Raw genomic sequence first — 15,840 nt, forward strand, 5'->3', positions numbered from 1 at the left:
TAGGCAAGCCTCATACGCATGAGATTGGACTTGCGCGTTGACCGTACCTGCGAGGGTCTCACAGCAGAACCCGCGTGCGCTCACGCCACTGGCCGAATCAGTAGCCCGCCTGCAAGCCGGCACCGAGATCACCTTCGGCATGCCGGCCCACCCGCAGGACTGGACGATCTGCTCGGACCTGCTGGCCGAGCCCACGCGCTTCGACCTGTGGCGCAAGGACCTCGCGGAGTGGATGGTCGAGCAGTACGGCGAGTCCGACGACCGCGCGACGGCCGGCTACGTCATGGGCTGGTACCTGCACCTCCCCGGCTACCTCGCGGGCCTTCTCTTCCACACCGCACGCCGGGTCCCCACCCTCAAGCCTTCGGACATGGCCTTCCGCCTGAACACAGCAGGCCGCCCACACCCGAACGGCACGGCAATCCTGTGCGACGAGTTCGCCTGCCTCCCAGACGACCCGGCCTCAAACCACCCGGCAGCCACCGTAGTCGCAGACGAAGCGGCCCTTGCCGCTCTCCTACGGGCCCGCTACGCCGCACACGCAGCCCAGTTCGTAGCTTCCTTCGGCCAGGTGGTCCGCTTCGGCCGCCGCCAACTCTGGGCAGCGGCAACGGACATGCTGGAGTACGGCCCGTGGGCAGCAGGCCGCCAGTTCGGCGACGAGAACGCGGGCGTCACCGACGCCGCGATGATCCTCCCGGAAAAACTGGAGCCGTTCGTCTCCGCCTCAACCCTGCACTTCACCGACGAGGGCTGGAAGCGCAAGCGAAACAGCTGCTGCTTCCACTACGTCCTGCCAAACGCAGAACCGTGCACAGCCTGCCCACGAACCTGCAACAACACATAACCACCCGCGAAGCCGAAGGCGAGCCGTCCTACCGAGCGGGCCCGGCGGTGGGGTCCCGTCACGAGTCGCACCACAGCTCTTGCTGCATGCAGGTAGGGGTGTCAACTCGACACGCTTTTCGTCGAGTTGACACCCCTACCTGCATGTGGCCCGCTCTTGGTGCGGCTCGTGACGGGACCCCACCGCCAACGCAACCCTCTAAGCAACAGGCAGCCGCCCAAAGCAACAGGCGTGCCATCAACCCGCAGGCGGCGCCACCCCCCGATCAGATTGCCGGGGGTCTGGGGGCAGAGCCCCCAGGGGAAGCACCCAACGCAACCAGGCCGCCCGCAACAGAACCACCTACGGACAGAGCGACCTACGGAAGCCGATGCCGAGACCCAACCGGCACCACCAACGGAGTCCCAGCAACCGGATCCTCGACAACCCGGGCATCCAGCCCGAAAACCTCCAACAACATCTCCTCCGTCAACACCTCACCAGGCGTCCCAGAAGCCACAATCCGCCCACCCCGCATGGCAACGATGTTGTCCGCGTACCGGGCGGCAAGGTTCAAATCGTGCAACACCATCACAATCGTCCGCCCAAGAGACGAATGCAGCTCCTGCACCAAATCCAGCACATCGATCTGGTGAGCAAGATCCAAATAAGTGGTCGGCTCATCCAGCAACAACAGATCAGTCCCCTGGGCCAAAGCCATGGAGATCCAGGCCCGCTGCCGCTGCCCCCCGGACAACTCGTCGACAGTCCGCTCGGCCAGATCCAAAATCCCGGTCATCGCCAACGCGGCATCCACAGCCGCAGCGTCATCAGACGACCACTGCCGATACCAGGACTGATGCGGATGCCGCCCCCGAGCGACCAGGTCAGCCACAGTCAGCCCCTCAGGCGCAGACGGAGCCTGAGGCAGCATCCCCAGAACCCGGGCAACATCCCGAGTGGACATGGAGTCGATCTGCTTCCCGTCCAGCAACACCGCCCCGGACCGAGCAGGCAGCAACCGCCCCAACGCCTTCAACAGAGTCGACTTGCCACACCCGTTGGGCCCGATCACAGCAGTGACGGTCCCACCGAAAACAGACAAATCCAGAGAGTCGACGACCAGCCGCTCCCCGTACCCGACCGACAACGACGAAGCCTCAAGACGCACACTCATACCCGCGCCTCCCGGCGGCTTCGGATCAGCAGGAACATCAGATAGGGCGCACCGAGAACCGCGGTGACAACGCCAACGGGCAGCTCGGTCCGGTAGACGGTCCGCGCCACCAGGTCCGACAACATCACCAAAGCGCCGCCGACAACGACAGACCCGAACAACGGCGGCTGCGCGGTCCCGGACAGCCGCAAAGCGATCTGCGGCGAAGCCAGCGCCACGAACGTGATCGGCCCAGCCGCAGCCGTGGCCACAGAAGCCAGCACGATCGCCACGACGATCAGAGCCGACCGCGCGAGATTCACCCGCACACCCAGCCCACGCGAAGTCTGGTCGTCGAACTGCAGGGCCCCGAGAACATGCCCACCGATCAAAGCCACGGGAACCAGCACGACCAGCGCAAGAGCGACCGGCACGACGTGCTCCCAGCCACGACCGTTCAACGACCCGGTGATCCACACCATCGCGCGCCCGGCGTCCTGCACGTCGCCGACGGTCAGCAGGTAGTGCGTGAAGTTGCCGGCGACAGCGGTGATGCCGATGCCGACCAGCACCATCCGGAAGCCCTCGATCCCCTGCCGCCACGCCAGCGCGTAGACCAGCAGCCCGGCGAGCAGACCACCGAACAGCCCGGCCAGCGGAACGCCGACAGACGCCGCACCACCGGTCACCACGCCCAGCGACCCGGCGAAGGTGATCACCGAGACCGCCCCGGCCCCAGCACCCCAGGTCACGCCCAGGATGTCGGGCGAAGCCAGCGGGTTGCGCACGATCGTCTGGAAGATCGCCCCGGACAAACCCAGCGCACCACCGACCAGCAGCCCGGTCAGCGCGCGCGGCATCCGAAGCTCCATCACCACGAACTGGTCGCGGCGCGTGCCTCCGCCCAGCAACGTGTCGACGACCTGGGCCACGGTCAGCGGGAAGTCGCCTACCACGATGTCGGCGATCAGCACCGCCGCCAGCACGACCAGCAACGCCGCCGCCACCAGCAACGGCCGGGGGCGCAGCCGGAACGAGGTGGCGCCCAGCCTCAGGGCGGGCGCTTGAGCTGCGGGGGTCTTCACCGCGGTCGTCGTCAAATCTTCACCAGCTTCTTGCGCCGCACCAGGAAGATGAAGAACGGGGCGCCGAGCAGGGCCAGCATCACGCCGACCTCCACTTCGGACGGCCGGGCGACCACCCTGCCGACGATGTCGGCGAACAGGATGAGGATCGCTCCGAGCAGTGCCGAGTACGGCAGGATCCAGCGGTAGTCCGGCCCGGTGAACGCGCGGGCGACGTGCGGCACCACGAGGCCCAGGAACCCGATCGGCCCGCACGCGGCGACGGCCCCTCCCACCAGCAACGTGATGGCGAAGATGCCCAGCGACCGCGTCCTGCTGGTGTTGACGCCCAGCGACTTGGCCACGTCCTCGCCCAGCGACAGGGCGTTGAGGCCGGGCGCGTTGAGCGCCGCGATCACCAGGCCGGCGAACAGGAACGGCGCGACCTGGGTCAGCACGGTCAAATCGCGGCCGGCGATCGCGCCGACCTGCCAGAACCGGAACGCGTCGAGCGACTGCTGGTCGAGCAGCACGATCGCCGACACGAGGCCGTTCATCAGCGCGGAGACCGCGGCGCCGGCCAGCGCCAGCGTCACCGGCGACGGACCGCCTCGCCCGGCGGAGCCGAGCAGGAACACCAGGACGCTCGCGATCATCGCGCCGGCGAAGGCGAACCAGATGTAGCCGACCAGCGAGTCGACGCCGAGCAGGAAGATCGAGAGCACGACCGCGAGCGCGGCGCCGTGCGTCACGCCGAGGATGCCGGGATCGGCCAGCGGATTGCGCGTGTGGCCCTGCATGAGAGCGCCACCCACACCGAGTGCGATGCCCACCACGACACCGAGCAACGTCCGCGGGATCCGCAGCTCGCGGATCACCACGTCGTCCTCGACGCCGGTCGGCGTGAAGAGACCGTGCCAGACCCCGGAGAGCGGGATCTCCTTCGAACCGATCGCGATGCTCGCCACGGACACGGCGACCAGCACGACCAGCAGGAAGAGCAGGCCCGACGACCTACGACCCAAGGCCCACCCTCCTCATCTCAGCCAGGAGAGGTAAGCCTAACCGAACCACCTGGTCAGCCCGAGATCCAGGGCACCGGTTCTGGTCACATCACGGGTCTCGCCGGGAGAAGAAGAGCCGCGCGAGAAGGCGAAAAAAGATTCAGCAAACCCGTTGTCGGATCAACTAAAAAGTCGGCAGCAAGTGTGTTCGCGATCTCGTTTGGATCGCACCGTTCCACCTTCTGGACGCCTGCCGGTAGTTGACCGGTCACTCAAATAGCACGAAGGGGTTCCGAGGAATCATCCTCGGAACCCCTTCGTGTTTTACCGAATTTCAGCCCTGCTGGTGGTAGGCGTCGAGCACCTCGGCCGGGATGCGACCCCGGTCCGACACCTTCATGCCCTGCTTGCGGGCCCACTCGCGAATGGCCTGGTTCTGCTCACGATCCGCCGAAGCGGGGCGCGCCTTCACGCTGCCGGCCGGACGACCGGGCCCAAGGCGCTTGCGACCACCCGCACGACGTGCACTTCCCACGAAGTCGGCAAGAGCGTCACGCAGTTTGCCCGCATTGCCCGAGGAAAGGTCGATGGTGTAGCTGACACCATCCAGTCCGAACTCGACGGTCTCCTCAGCGGTGGAACCGTCCAGATCGTCGACGAGGGTCACCGTGACCTTCTGCGCCATGCGTATCCTCCTGGACCCCGAATGCGCGGTCACCCGCGTCGCCAACTAAAGCCTTCTGCGACGCAGGTTAGCGCACAGATGCCGCATTGCACCTATCGACATCCGGAAAGTTACTCATTCAGGGCGAACGAGCGGGAACAAGATGGTCTCCCGGATACCCAGACCCGTGAGGGCCATCAGCAGCCGATCGATACCCATTCCGACGCCACCACTCGGTGGCATTCCGTACTCCAGTGATCGCAGAAAGTCTTCGTCGATCGGCATCGCCTCGTGGTCACCGGCCGCGCCAAGACGCGCCTGTGCTTCCAGGCGTTCCCGCTCGATGACCGGGTCCACCAGTTCGGAGTAACCGGTTCCGAGTTCGAATCCGCGGACGTACAGATCCCACTTTTCGGCGACACCCGGCTTGCTGCGGTGCTGCCTGGTCAGCGGAGACGTCTCCACCGGGTAGTCGCGAACGAACGTCGGCGCGTAGAGCGAGTCGCACACCAGGTGCTCCCACAGCTCCTCGACCAGCTTGCCGTGCCCGAACTTCGGGTTCACCTCGAGTTCGTGACGGTCACAAAGCTTCCGCAGCGTCTCGGCGGGCGTCTCGGGGGTGATTTCCTCACCAACCGCTTCGGACAACGACTCGTAGATGCTCAGAGTCGTCCATTCACCCGAGAGGTCGTACTCGCTGCCGTCCGCCAGTGTCACGATCTGAGAACCGGTCACGGCTTCCGCCGCTTCCTGGATCAGCTCACGCGTCAGTACGGCGTTCGAGTCGTACGTGGCGTAGGCCTCGTAGTACTCCAGCATCGAAAACTCGGGCGAATGCGACGAGTCCACACCCTCGTTGCGGAAGTTGCGGTTGATCTCGAAGACCTTCTCGATGCCACCGACGACGCAGCGCTTCAAGTACAGCTCCGGCGCGATGCGCAGGAACAGGTCGATGTCGAGCGCGTTCGAGTGCGTGATGAACGGACGCGCGCTCGCGCCACCCTGCAGCGACTGCAACATCGGCGTCTCGACTTCGAGGAATCCGCGCCGGTGGAACGAGTCGCGCAGAGAACGAACGACGTTCGCACGGGTCCGAACAGTGTCGCGCGCCATCGGCCTGAGGATCAGGTCGACGTATCGCTGACGAATACGGGTTTCCTCGCCGAGTTCCTTGTGCGCGACCGGCAACGGACGCAGCGACTTCGACGTCAGCTGCCACCCGTCGGCCATCACGGAAAGCTCGCCGCGGCGCGAGCTGATGACCTCACCGCTCACGAAAACGTGGTCACCGAGGTCGACGTCGGTCTTCCACTCGGAAAGCGCTTCTTCACCGACACCGGCGAGGCTCAGCATCGCCTGCAGTTCGGTGCCGTCGCCTTCGCGCAACGTCGCGAAGCACAGCTTTCCGGTGTTGCGCATGAACATCACGCGCCCGGTGACGCCGACGATCTGACCGGTCTGGGTGTCGGGTTCGAGTTCGGGGTGCGCGTCGCGAATCTCGCGCAACGTGTGCGTGCGCGCGACTTCGACGGGATACGGCTCCTTGCCGGAAGCGAGCAGCCGCGCACGCTTTTCCCGGCGCACGCGCATCTGCTCTGGCAGGTCTTCTTCGCTGGTCACGAGGTTTTGCTTCGGCTGCTCACTCACGCCGAGAAGGGTACGGAAGGGCTCATGGGCGAAGCGAACCGGATACCCCGCCGGATACCCGACACCCTAAGTTGGGGTGATGGATCTACACGCGAGGCGAGCGGACTCGTTCGGCGCGCAGGCCGAGGCCTACGCCGAACACCGGCCTGACTATCCCGTGGCGGCGATCCGGTGGGCACTGGAGCCACTGGGCAAGACCGAGCAGCTGGACGTGCTCGACCTGGCCGCCGGCACCGGAAAGCTGACCGCGGGACTGGTCGCGGAAGGCCACCGCGTGACAGCCGTGGAGCCCAACGAACAGATGTTGTCCGAGCTGGTCCGCCGCGTGCACGGCGTGCGCGCGTTACCCGGTCACGCCGAGCACATCCCGGTCCCGGACCAGACTCTCGACGCCGTGTTCGTCGGCACCGCGTTCCACTGGTTCGACCAGGAGAAGGCACTGCCGGAGATCGCCCGCGTGCTGCGGCCCGGTGGCGTCCTGGCGGCCCTGTGGATCGACCACGACTCCGGTTCGGAATGGCTGACCGAGTTCGAGCACGTGTCGTCGACGAGCGTCGAGTCGCAGCGGCAGGACCCGTCCGGGGTGATGACGCACCCGTTGTTCGGCGCCGTCGAACGCGGGACCTTCCTGCACGCGCATCGCAGGGACTCGCCGGAAGCGCTCGTGGCGACGATCAACACGCATTCGCGCATGCTCGTCATCGACGACGAGGAGCGCGCCTCGATCAACGAGAAGATGCTCGCGTTCCTGCGCGAACGCCCGGAGACGTCGAACGGGCCGTTCGACGTCCCCTTGCGCTCGGAGGTCTTCCGGTTGGTCCGCGTCAGCGAATAGCGGGCATGTTGCGCTCGAACACCATGCGCAACCCCAGCAGCGTCAGGTCGGGCACGTGGTGCGCGATCGTCGAGGACTCCGACACGACCAGCGGCGCGAGGCCACCGGTGGCGATCACCGTGACCGGCCCCGGATCGGTCTGCTGGAGCTCCTCGGTGATCTTGCGCACCAGCCCGTCCACCTGGCCGACGAACCCGTAGACGATGCCGGACTGCAGGCACTCGACGGTGTTCTTGCCGATCACGTTGCGGGGCCTGACCAGCTCGACCTTGCGCAGCTGGGCGGCACGGGAGGCGAGGGCGTCGACCGAGATCTCGATGCCCGGTGCCAGCGCGCCGCCGAGGAACTCGCCGCGCGACGAGATCACGTCGAGGTTCGTGGACGTGCCGAAGTCGACCACGATGCACGAGGTCGCGTAGAGGTGGTGCGCGGCCAGCGTGTTGATCACGCGGTCCGAGCCCACCTCCTTCGGGTTGTCGACGAGCAGCGGGACGCCGGTCTTCACACCGGGCTCGACCAGGATCTTCGGCACCGCGTCGTAGTAGCGGCCGAGCATGACCCGCAGCTCGCGCAGCACGGCGGGCACGGTGGACAGCGCGGAGATGCCGGTGATCTTGTCGGCGTACTCGCCGAACATGCCGCGCATGGTCAGCGCGAGCTCGTCGGCGGTCATCCTGGCGTCGGTGCGCATCCGCCAGTCGCGCACGAGCGGGGCCGAGTCGCCGACCCCGTCGTACAGACCGAGCACGATGTTGGTGTTGCCGACGTCGATGGCGAGCAGCACGTGATGTTCCTCAGTTCTCGGCCTGGATCAACGCGTCGAGCGCGGTCGCCTCAACGGTCTCAGAAGAAGGCGCGCTCGTGGAGCCGTTCACCAGACCGGACCCCTCGGGGGCGTGCGCGGGGTCGGCGCCGAGGTCGACGACCTTGTTGTCGGCGTCCACGAACACGACGCGCGGCTTGTAGGCGCGCGACTCGGCGTCGTCCATCTGCCCGTAGGCGATCAGGATCACGATGTCGCCGGGGTGCACCAGGTGCGCCGCGGCACCGTTGATGCCCAGCACGCCGGTGCCGCGCTCGCCCGGGATGACGTAGGTCTCCAGCCGGGCGCCGTTGGTGACGTCGACGATGGCGACCTGTTCGCCCGCCAGCAGGTCGGCGGCCTCCATCAGGTCCTCGTCCACCGTCACCGAGCCGACGTAGTGCAGGTCGGCCTGCGTCACGGTGGCGCGGTGGATCTTGGACTTCAGCATCGTGCGGAACATGGCATCCCCCTACTCGTCGCTTTCGCCGAGCAACACCGCGATGTTGTCGATCAGGCGGGTCGTACCGACACGGGCCGCGACCAGCAGCCGGGCGTCGCCGTTCTCCGGCGCGGCACCGAGGTCGGTCCCGCGCAGTTCCAGGTAGTCCACTTCGACCTCGGGCACCTGCGCCAGCACGTCGTGCGCGGCCTTGAGCACCGCGTCCGCGCCCTGCGACGACACGTGCGCGCCGGCGGTGAGCGCGGCCGAGAGCGTCACGGCGTGGTGGCGCTGTTCCGGCGTCAGGTAGGCGTTGCGCGACGACAGCGCGAGGCCGTCGTACTCGCGCACGGTCGGCACACCGACGACGTCGAGCGGGAAGTTGAGGTCTCGCGCCATCTTGTGGATGAGCTGGAGCTGTTGGTAGTCCTTCTGCCCGAACACCGAGTACGTGGGCTGCACGATGTTGAACAGCTTCGAGACGATCGTGAGCACGCCCGCGAAGTGGCCGGGCCGGACCGCGCCCTCGAGCTCGTCGCCCAGCGGTCCGGGGTGCACGGTCACCTGCGCGCCCTCGGGGTACATGTCCTCGGTGGACGGCGCGAAGACGATGCCCACGCGCTCCTCGCGGCAGATGTCCACATCGGACTCGAACTGCCGCGGGTACTTCGCGAGGTCCTCGTTCGGCCCGAACTGCAACGGGTTCACGAAGATCGACACGACGACCACCGTGTTCTGCATGACCTGCGCCTCGCGGATCAGCTGCCGGTGGCCCGCGTGCAGGGCGCCCATCGTGGGCACCAGCGCGACGTTGCGCCCGGCGTTGCGCAGTGCCCTGATGACCCGGTTGAGGCGAACGGGGTCGCGGTGCACCGTGACGTCGTCCGGGCGGTAGTCGTCCTTGGTCAGTGGCTTCGTCACTTCAGTCCTCAAGAGTGGTGCGAACGTCGTTGGCCGCGTCGGGCTTGAGCAGCCCGGAACGTTCGGCCCGCTCGGCGGTGCGGCGGGCGAGCACGCGGTAGCTGGGCAGGGTTTCGGGTGCCTGCTCGGCCAGCACGTCGAGGTGCTTGCGCAAGGTACCCGTGTCGCCGCGGGCGACCGGACCGGTGAGGGCGCGGTCACCGTGGCGCAGCGCGTTGTCGAGCGCGGCGGACAGCAGGGGGCCGAGCAGGCGCTCGGCGTTGGCGACGCCGGCGTTCGTGAGCAGGTCGGCGGCGTCGCGGACCAGCGTGATCAGGTGGTTCGCGCCGTGGGCCAGTGCCGCGTGGTAGAGCGGGCGGACGGCCTCGGGGACGCGGATCGGCTCGGCGTCCATCTCGACGACCAGCGCCTCGCCGACGCTCCAGGCCACCTCGTCGCCGTCCGCGGCCGTCACGCCGACGCACGCCGCGGTCATCCGCAGGAGGTCCTCCTGGCGGCCGGTGAAGGTCATGACAGGGTGCAGCGCGAGCGTGAGCGCACCGAGTTCGGCGGCGGGTTCGAGGACCTTCACGCCCTGCGCGCCACTGGTGTGCACCACGATCTGGCCCGCGCGCAGCGACTCGGTGGCGATGAGGCCCTTGACCAGGCCTTCCAGCTCGTCGTCCGGCACGGCCAGCAGCACCAGGTCGGCACGCTGGGCGACCTCGGTGGGGTCGGCGATCGGGACGCCGGGCAACAGCTCATCCGCACGGTTGCGGGAGGCCTGGGAGACGGCGGAAACGCCGGTCACCACGTGGCCCGTCCTGGCCAGCGCGGCGCCCAGCACGGAGCCGACGCGGCCTGCCGAGATGACACCGACGGCGAGCCTCGCCGGACGTGGGGTCGCGTCCATGCGACTAACTCCTTCTGACGTTCCAGTCCCTGGTGCGGGTACCGGACGACGACGCCGAGCGTAATCCCGCCACTGTCTCGTGCACCTGGTCGGTGACCGGACTCACCGGCGGGCGGCCGCCCTGGCGGCGTGCAGGCTGTCGAGCAGCACCCCGTGGCGTTGCTCGGCGCTCAGACCGGCCGTTCCCTGCTCGATGCGGTGCCGCAGGAAGGCCAGTTCGGTGACCGCGATCTGGTAGCTCCTCACGGCCTTGACCGACGTGTCACCCGACTTGCGCTTGACCGCCCGCAGCCAGTTCCTGCGGCCGTTGAGGCTGGCCAGCAGGGCCACCTCGCTGTTGGCGATCCACCGGTTCTGCGCCATCGCGGCGAGCTGGCCCGCGACGATCCGCTGTTCCCTGCGGCGCTGCCACACCACGATCGAGACGGCTCCGGCGAACACCGGCACCATGATCAGGAAGTACAGGTTGATGAACTCGGCGCCGGTGCCGACGGTGGTCGAGAAGTTCCACAGCGAGTGCAACCCGACGGCCGTGAGGTAGCCGCCGATCGGCGCGAGGATGCGCACCGTGGCGTTGCTCGTGGTGGCCGCGATGCCGACGCCGATACCGGTCATCGCCGTGAACAGCGGATGCGCGAACGGCGAGAGCACCCCGCGCAGGATGAACAGCGCGATCACGCCGCCGCCCATGTTGCCGAGCCCGTCCTCCAGGAAGACCCGGCCGAAGTACCAGATGTTCTCGGTGAACGCGAAGCCCGCGGCCGTGATGCCCGCGTAGACCATGCCGTCCACGACGCCGTCGAACTCGTGCCGGCGACGGACGAACACGGCGATGAGGAACGCGGCCTTGGTCGCCTCCTCGACGATCGGCGCCCCGACCACGGCGGTGAACGTCGTGCCGTCGTTGGTCAGCAGATCGCCGAGCACGCGGCTCGTCTGGTTGAACGCGAGCGAACTGATCGTCGCGCCGCACGCACCCCAGACGAACGCGAAGAGCAGCATCTTCGCCGGCTCCGGTTCCCAGCGGTCGATCCACAGGAACGCGGTCACCACGAAGGCGACGGGGATCAGTGCCGCGGCGGCACCGACCAGCAGCGGTTCGATGCCGATGCTCGACGTGCCCAGAGCGAACAGCACGAGGCCCGCCGCGGCGAGCGCGATCAGCGCCACGACGGGGAACAGGACGGTCCAGCGGCGTTGCTCGATGCGCTTCTTCGTCGGCGTCGGCGTCAGGTCGGCGTCGGTCACGGGAAATGACCTTAGATGCACACTTGTCCGATGTTCGACTGGGAAGCCGCTTGGCACGCCGCGTTGTACGGCCCCGGTGGCTTCTTCGCCCGCGGCGAGAAGCCCTCGTCGCACTTCCGGACGTCTCCGCTGGTCGGTCCGGAGCTGGCCGCCGGGCTGCTGGAGCTGCTGTCGAGGGTGGACGCGGCGCTTGGATTTCCCCCGGTCGTGGACTTCGTGGACGTCGGGGCGGGCGGGGGTGAGCTGGCGTTCGCGGTGCGGTCGCTGGCGTCCGGGTCACTGGCTGAGCGGCTTCGGGTGACCGCTGTCGAGGTCGGGCCGTTCGTGGAACTGCCAGGGGTTCGGTGGACCACCTCTGTGCCGTCGTGCGTCGGGCTGCTGGTCGGGCACGAGTGGCTCGACGCGATCCCCTGCCCGGTGGTTCGCGGGCCTTCCGCCGATCCGTGGATCACCCGGTGGTGGCCGTCTCTTGAGGACGGCTCACTGGCCGAGGTCGGCGCGCCCCGGGATGCGGCGTGGGCTGCGGCCGTGTCCTCGGTGCGCGGGGCGGCGCTGGCGATCGACTACGGACATCTCGTGTCGTCGCGGCACTTCTCGGTGACCGGATATCGGGACGGGCGTCAGGTTCCCGTGGTGTTCGACGGGTCCTGTGACATCACCGCGCACGTCGCTCTGGACGCCTGTGCCGCGGCGGCCGGCGGGGACTTCGTGCTGGTGTCGCAGCGGGATGCGCTGGCGGCCTTGGGTTTGACCGGTGAGGTCGGGGGTTCCGGGTGGGACTGGCTGGAGTCCGCTGCGCGGGCCGGGCGGATCGCGGAGCTGCGCTCGCCGGCCGGGCTGGGGGCGTTCGGATGGCTGCTGCACGGGCGCGGGGTGGCGGTGTCGGACCTGCTGCCGGCGCTGCCGCCCTGGCGTCCGAATCCCGCCAGATTTTCCGGTGACTGACGACGATCGTTGGGGTCATGCGAATCCACACCGTGTCGCCGTCCGACTCGTTCTCCGACCCCGGCCGCGAGTACCGCGCCTCCGAGCCGGGTGTGCCGTTGCGCTGCTGTCTGCGGAAGTCGCTGCCCGACGAGCCCGTGTGGCTGTTCCGCTACTCGCCAACGTCGGGCAAGGGCCCGTACGCCGAGGTCGGGCCGATCTTCACGCACGTGGAGTGCTCGGAGGAGCCCTCGTTGGATCGTCTCCCTGTTGAATTGTTGAACAATCCCCGGATCCTACGTTCCTACAACGCCGCAGGTCAGATCCACGACGGGGAGGTCGTCGAGCCCGGATCGTTCGATCGTGCGGTTGAAGGATTGTTGAACGATCCCTCGATCGAGTCGCTCCAGGTCCGCAGCGTGTCGCACGGCTGCTTCTTCTTCGCGATCACGAGGTCCTGAGGCGGCTGGCTCGTCTTCATGGTCACGAGGTCGTGAGGCGGCTGGCTCCTCTTCACGGTCACGAGGTCCTGAAGCGGCTGGTTCACGGTCACGAGGTCCTGAAGCGGCTGGTTCACGGTCACGAGGTCCTGAAGCGGCTGGCTCGTCTTCACGATCACGAGGTCGTGAGCCACGTCCCGGCACCTTCCCGGCACCGTGAAACCATGCTCGGGTGAGCGAGCAGATCACCGTCGGCGTGGGCGCGGGCGCCCGGTACCTGGGCGTGGACCGCGTGATCGACCTGGGGCCACTGCACCCGTCGGCCCACGGCGCCTACCGCCTGCGCCTGACCGTCACGCCGGACCTGCTGATCACCGCGGCCGAGCCGCTCGTGGGCCACCTCCACCGCGGCGCCGAGAAGCTGTTCGAGGTGCGCGACTACCGCCAGGTCCTGACGCTCGCCAACCGCCACGACTGGCTCTCGGCCTTCTGCAACGAGCTCGCCGTGGCGTTGGCGGTGGAACGCATGACGGGCATGGACGTGCCGGCCCGCGCCCAATGGCTGCGCGCTCTGCTGTGCGAACTGAACCGCCTGATGGCGCACATGGTCTTCCTGACCCCGTTGTCTCCCAACGCAGCCACGTACCGCGAGGGCGTGCAGGCGTTGATGGAGGAGGCGTCCGGCGGCCGGATCCACTTCATGTTCAACCGGATCGGCGGCCTGCGCGAGGACGTCCCGGCGGGCTGGACCTCGCGGGTCGCCGAATTCCTGTCCACTGTGGACGTCGCGCGGCTGCCGATCGACTTCGGGACGCTGCAAGGGCTTGGCGTCCTGCCGCACGAGGACGCGCTGGCGTACGGCGTCACCGGCCCGATCGGCAGGGCCAGCGGAGTGGACTTCGACCTGCGCCGCGACGACCCGCTGCCCGCCTACCGGACGCTGGGCTTCACCCCCGTGGTCCGGACCGAGGGCGACGCGGCGGCACGCGTGCGGTGCCTCCTGGACGAGGTGCAGAAGTCCGTCGGGCTGGCGGGGGCGTGCCTGGAGCAGCTGCCGCAGGGCCCGGTGAACGTCCGGCTGCCCAAGGCCATCAAGGCTCCCGAGGGCTCGGTCTACACGCGGGTGGAAGCGCCGCTCGGCACGTCGGGCGTGCACCTGTCGTCACGCGGCGAGAAGACGCCGTGGCGCCTCAAGCTCCGCACGCCGTCGTTCAACAACGTTCAGGCGCTGTCCGCGCTGCTGCCCGGCACGAAGGTCGACGACCTGCCGGCCGTGCTGAGCTCGTTCGCCGTGATCGTCGGCGACATCGACAAGTAGCCAGGTCGGGTCCGGCGACAGTGGCAACCGAGGGACCCGAACACTCCCCGCGCTGCGGCAGCACCGCCTCCGGGTCGCTCGCCCGCGCCTCTCACCGAACGAGCTTGCAGGACACGACCTAGTCGTCGCGCCGGCGCCGGCGGCGAGGCGCGTCGCCTCCACCGAGCGAGGCCAGCAGTTCGCTCACCGACTTGCCGTCCGCGTGCGCGCCGGAAGGGTCTTCCGGTGCGGCACGGCGGCCGGTCGAGACGGCGGGCAGGCGCGTGGACGAGTCCTCGGCCACGCGACGTCCGGAGACCGGGGCCTCGTCGGCAGGGGAACGACGGCCTGGCGAGACCGCCGGGAGCCTGGTCGACGACTGCTCCGAGGCCGAACGGCGCCCCACCGGAGGCAGCGACACCAGCGAGTCCTCGGAGGCGGTGCGACGGGCGGGCGGGTCGTCGGCGCGGCGACGGCCGGCGGGGGTGGCGGCGGGAGCGTCCGGCTTCAGGGTCTCCCACGAGCCGCTGTCCTGCACTGGAGCCGGGCGGTCGTCGGCCCTGCGGCGGCCGTTGCCACCGGTGGCCTGCAACGCCTTCGGGTCGATCATCTCGGTGCGCTCGGCCACGCGGGACCGCGGTTCGGGCTTGCGGGTCTCCACCGACTTCATGACGGCCGCGGGAGCCTTCGGGGGCTGCTCCGGGCGCGACAACGCCTCGGTGCGGGCCGGGGGCTGCGGCGGGCGGGGCACGCGCTCGGTCCGGTGGACCTGTGCCTGCACGGGCTGGGCCTGGACCGGCTTGGCCTTCACGGTCGGCGGCGGCGGGGGCTTCTGCGGTGCCGGGGCTGGCGCGGGGCTGGCGCCGCCCAGCCTGGCCGAGACGGCGGCCGCGGCGGAAGGACGGGGCTGCGGCCTGACCGGTTCCTGCTTCGCGGCCTTCACGGGCTCGCGGCGGACCACGGCGGGCTGCGGGCGGGGCGAGTTCCTGGCCGGATCCGGGCGGACGGGCTCGGGGCGCAGCGGTTCGCGGCGGGGTGCCTGCACCTTGGCGTCGTGGGCGACGCGCTCGATCAGTTCGGTGCGCTCGGACGGCTTCTCCGCCGACGCGGACGCGGTGATCGCGGGCTTGGCGTTGATGATGCGGTTCTCGGGAATCCCGGCCAGCCGCGCCGCCTCCGAACCCAGCGAACGCAGGCGGGTCGACTCGGCGCGCAGGGCCACGCGTTCGACGAGGACGTCTCCGCCGAGCAGCGCCTGGAGGTTGTCGCGCAACGAGTGGAGATCGGCGCGCAGGGCCTCGATGTCCGCCCGCGACTCCTCTTCGATCCGCTTGCGGGTCTCCGACTCGATCTCGAGTTCGTACTCGCGGCGGGCGGCCACTTCGCGCTCGAGTTCCAGCTCATAAACGGACTGGAGATCGGCCACTTCGTCGTCACGTTCCGTGACTTGTTTGCGGTATCTGGCGGCGAGAAAAGCACCCACCAGTGCCGCCCACAACGCGGCCACCACGGCCAGACGCAGCATGCGGGCGCTGTCACTCAGCACGAGCACCGCCGCGGCCACCAGGGCGAGCGCCAATGCCGCTACTAACAGCAATCGCCCTGAGCCACGACCGTGATCTTCCTGCTCGTCGTCGATCGACGCGCCTCGCCCGGTCATGGGCACTACGGTACCGCG

General features: G+C 68.6%; 16 protein-coding genes. 5 read left to right on the forward strand and 11 right to left on the reverse strand.

All coding sequences use genetic code 11. From position 1 onward, the window contains the following. Positions 1–37: 37 nt before the first annotated feature. Complete coding sequence (locus tag ACIQF0_RS16870; protein WP_401030375.1) at positions 38–847, forward strand: (2Fe-2S)-binding protein; 810 nt, start codon at positions 38–40, stop codon at positions 845–847. Between the two features lie 358 nt (positions 848–1,205). Here the strand turns inward: ACIQF0_RS16870 and ACIQF0_RS16875 are convergent, their stop codons facing one another. The 5 genes from ACIQF0_RS16875 to lysS all read right to left on the reverse strand — a co-directional run bounded on the left by ACIQF0_RS16875 (position 1,206) and on the right by lysS (position 6,304). Further along, positions 1,206–2,003, reverse strand: a complete 798-nt coding sequence (locus ACIQF0_RS16875) for an ABC transporter ATP-binding protein (protein ID WP_401030377.1) — start codon at positions 2,001–2,003, stop codon at positions 1,206–1,208. Then, positions 2,000–3,067 carry a FecCD family ABC transporter permease gene (locus ACIQF0_RS16880; RefSeq protein WP_401030379.1) on the reverse strand — a complete coding sequence of 356 codons (1,068 nt, stop codon included), beginning with the start codon at positions 3,065–3,067 and terminating at the stop codon, positions 2,000–2,002. Before ACIQF0_RS16880 ends, ACIQF0_RS16875 begins: the two co-directional genes overlap by 4 nt. Positions 3,068–3,078: 11 nt before the next feature. Next, positions 3,079–4,071: a FecCD family ABC transporter permease gene (locus tag ACIQF0_RS16885; RefSeq protein WP_401030381.1), complete on the reverse strand. Its 993-nt coding sequence runs from the start codon at positions 4,069–4,071 to the stop codon at positions 3,079–3,081. A 313-nt stretch (positions 4,072–4,384) separates the two neighbouring features. Beyond that, entirely contained in the window at positions 4,385–4,735 is a 351-nt protein-coding gene (locus ACIQF0_RS16890; protein ID WP_030477509.1) for an Lsr2 family protein, read from the reverse strand. A gap of 114 nt (positions 4,736–4,849) precedes the next feature. Then, a complete protein-coding gene (gene lysS / locus ACIQF0_RS16895) occupies positions 4,850–6,304 on the reverse strand; it encodes a lysine--tRNA ligase (RefSeq protein ID WP_330278264.1) in 1,455 nt (484 codons plus the stop codon). A 136-nt stretch (positions 6,305–6,440) separates the two neighbouring features. Between lysS and ACIQF0_RS16900 the strand changes: the two genes are divergently transcribed. Then, complete coding sequence (locus ACIQF0_RS16900) at positions 6,441–7,196, forward strand: class I SAM-dependent methyltransferase (protein ID WP_401030383.1); 756 nt, start codon at positions 6,441–6,443, stop codon at positions 7,194–7,196. On the opposite strand, the gene ACIQF0_RS16905 is transcribed toward ACIQF0_RS16900, so the two are convergent. From ACIQF0_RS16905 to ACIQF0_RS16925, 5 genes are all read right to left on the reverse strand, one after another. Continuing rightward, positions 7,186–7,980 carry a type III pantothenate kinase gene (locus ACIQF0_RS16905; protein WP_401030385.1) on the reverse strand — a complete coding sequence of 265 codons (795 nt, stop codon included), beginning with the start codon at positions 7,978–7,980 and terminating at the stop codon, positions 7,186–7,188. The two genes, ACIQF0_RS16900 and ACIQF0_RS16905, sit on opposite strands and share 11 nt — an antisense overlap. 10 nt (positions 7,981–7,990) lie before the next feature. Then, positions 7,991–8,461 carry an aspartate 1-decarboxylase gene (panD, locus tag ACIQF0_RS16910; protein WP_401030387.1) on the reverse strand — a complete coding sequence of 157 codons (471 nt, stop codon included), beginning with the start codon at positions 8,459–8,461 and terminating at the stop codon, positions 7,991–7,993. A 9-nt stretch (positions 8,462–8,470) separates the two neighbouring features. After that, positions 8,471–9,361, reverse strand: coding sequence for a pantoate--beta-alanine ligase (gene panC, locus ACIQF0_RS16915; protein ID WP_401030389.1), 891 nt, complete (start codon positions 9,359–9,361; stop codon positions 8,471–8,473). Between the two features lies 1 nt (position 9,362). Further along, positions 9,363–10,253, reverse strand: coding sequence for a DUF2520 domain-containing protein (locus tag ACIQF0_RS16920; protein WP_360045728.1), 891 nt, complete (start codon positions 10,251–10,253; stop codon positions 9,363–9,365). Positions 10,254–10,355: 102 nt separating this feature from the next. Further along, positions 10,356–11,501 (reverse strand): PrsW family intramembrane metalloprotease, encoded by a 1,146-nt coding sequence (locus tag ACIQF0_RS16925; RefSeq protein WP_401030392.1) that lies wholly within the window; start codon positions 11,499–11,501, stop codon positions 10,356–10,358. 30 nt (positions 11,502–11,531) lie between these two features. Here ACIQF0_RS16925 and ACIQF0_RS16930 point away from each other — a divergent pair, with 30 nt between their 5' ends. The 3 genes from ACIQF0_RS16930 (at position 11,532) to ACIQF0_RS16940 (ending at position 14,183) form a co-directional block, all read left to right on the forward strand. Beyond that, positions 11,532–12,446 (forward strand): SAM-dependent methyltransferase, encoded by a 915-nt coding sequence (locus ACIQF0_RS16930; protein ID WP_401030394.1) that lies wholly within the window; start codon positions 11,532–11,534, stop codon positions 12,444–12,446. Positions 12,447–12,463: 17 nt separating this feature from the next. Continuing rightward, positions 12,464–12,886, forward strand: a complete 423-nt coding sequence (locus ACIQF0_RS16935; RefSeq protein WP_401030396.1) for a DUF1203 domain-containing protein — start codon at positions 12,464–12,466, stop codon at positions 12,884–12,886. Between the two features lie 211 nt (positions 12,887–13,097). Continuing rightward, positions 13,098–14,183, forward strand: a complete 1,086-nt coding sequence (locus ACIQF0_RS16940) for an NADH-quinone oxidoreductase subunit D (RefSeq protein ID WP_401030398.1) — start codon at positions 13,098–13,100, stop codon at positions 14,181–14,183. A 118-nt stretch (positions 14,184–14,301) separates the two neighbouring features. Here the strand turns inward: ACIQF0_RS16940 and ACIQF0_RS16945 are convergent, their stop codons facing one another. Continuing rightward, positions 14,302–15,822: a DUF6779 domain-containing protein gene (locus ACIQF0_RS16945; protein ID WP_401030399.1), complete on the reverse strand. Its 1,521-nt coding sequence runs from the start codon at positions 15,820–15,822 to the stop codon at positions 14,302–14,304. Positions 15,823–15,840: the final 18 nt, after the last annotated feature.

This window comes from Lentzea sp. NPDC092896, assembly GCF_044754905.1.
Taxonomy (GTDB): domain Bacteria; phylum Actinomycetota; class Actinomycetes; order Mycobacteriales; family Pseudonocardiaceae; genus Lentzea.

Excerpts from the sequence above, each read along its gene's own strand:
- ACIQF0_RS16935 (WP_401030396.1), top strand. The coding sequence starts at position 12,464 with ATGCGAATCCACACCGTGTCGCCGTCCGACTCGTTCTCCGACCCCGGC.
- ACIQF0_RS16900 (WP_401030383.1), top strand. The coding sequence starts at position 6,441 with ATGGATCTACACGCGAGGCGAGCGGACTCGTTCGGCGCGCAGGCCGAG.
- panD (WP_401030387.1), bottom strand. The coding sequence starts at position 8,461 with ATGTTCCGCACGATGCTGAAGTCCAAGATCCACCGCGCCACCGTGACG.
- ACIQF0_RS16890 (WP_030477509.1), bottom strand. The coding sequence starts at position 4,735 with ATGGCGCAGAAGGTCACGGTGACCCTCGTCGACGATCTGGACGGTTCC.
- ACIQF0_RS16875 (WP_401030377.1), bottom strand. The coding sequence starts at position 2,003 with ATGAGTGTGCGTCTTGAGGCTTCGTCGTTGTCGGTCGGGTACGGGGAG.
- lysS (WP_330278264.1), bottom strand. The coding sequence starts at position 6,304 with ATGCGCGTGCGCCGGGAAAAGCGTGCGCGGCTGCTCGCTTCCGGCAAG.
- ACIQF0_RS16920 (WP_360045728.1), bottom strand. The coding sequence starts at position 10,253 with ATGGACGCGACCCCACGTCCGGCGAGGCTCGCCGTCGGTGTCATCTCG.
- ACIQF0_RS16945 (WP_401030399.1), bottom strand. The coding sequence starts at position 15,822 with ATGACCGGGCGAGGCGCGTCGATCGACGACGAGCAGGAAGATCACGGT.
- ACIQF0_RS16930 (WP_401030394.1), top strand. The coding sequence starts at position 11,532 with ATGTTCGACTGGGAAGCCGCTTGGCACGCCGCGTTGTACGGCCCCGGT.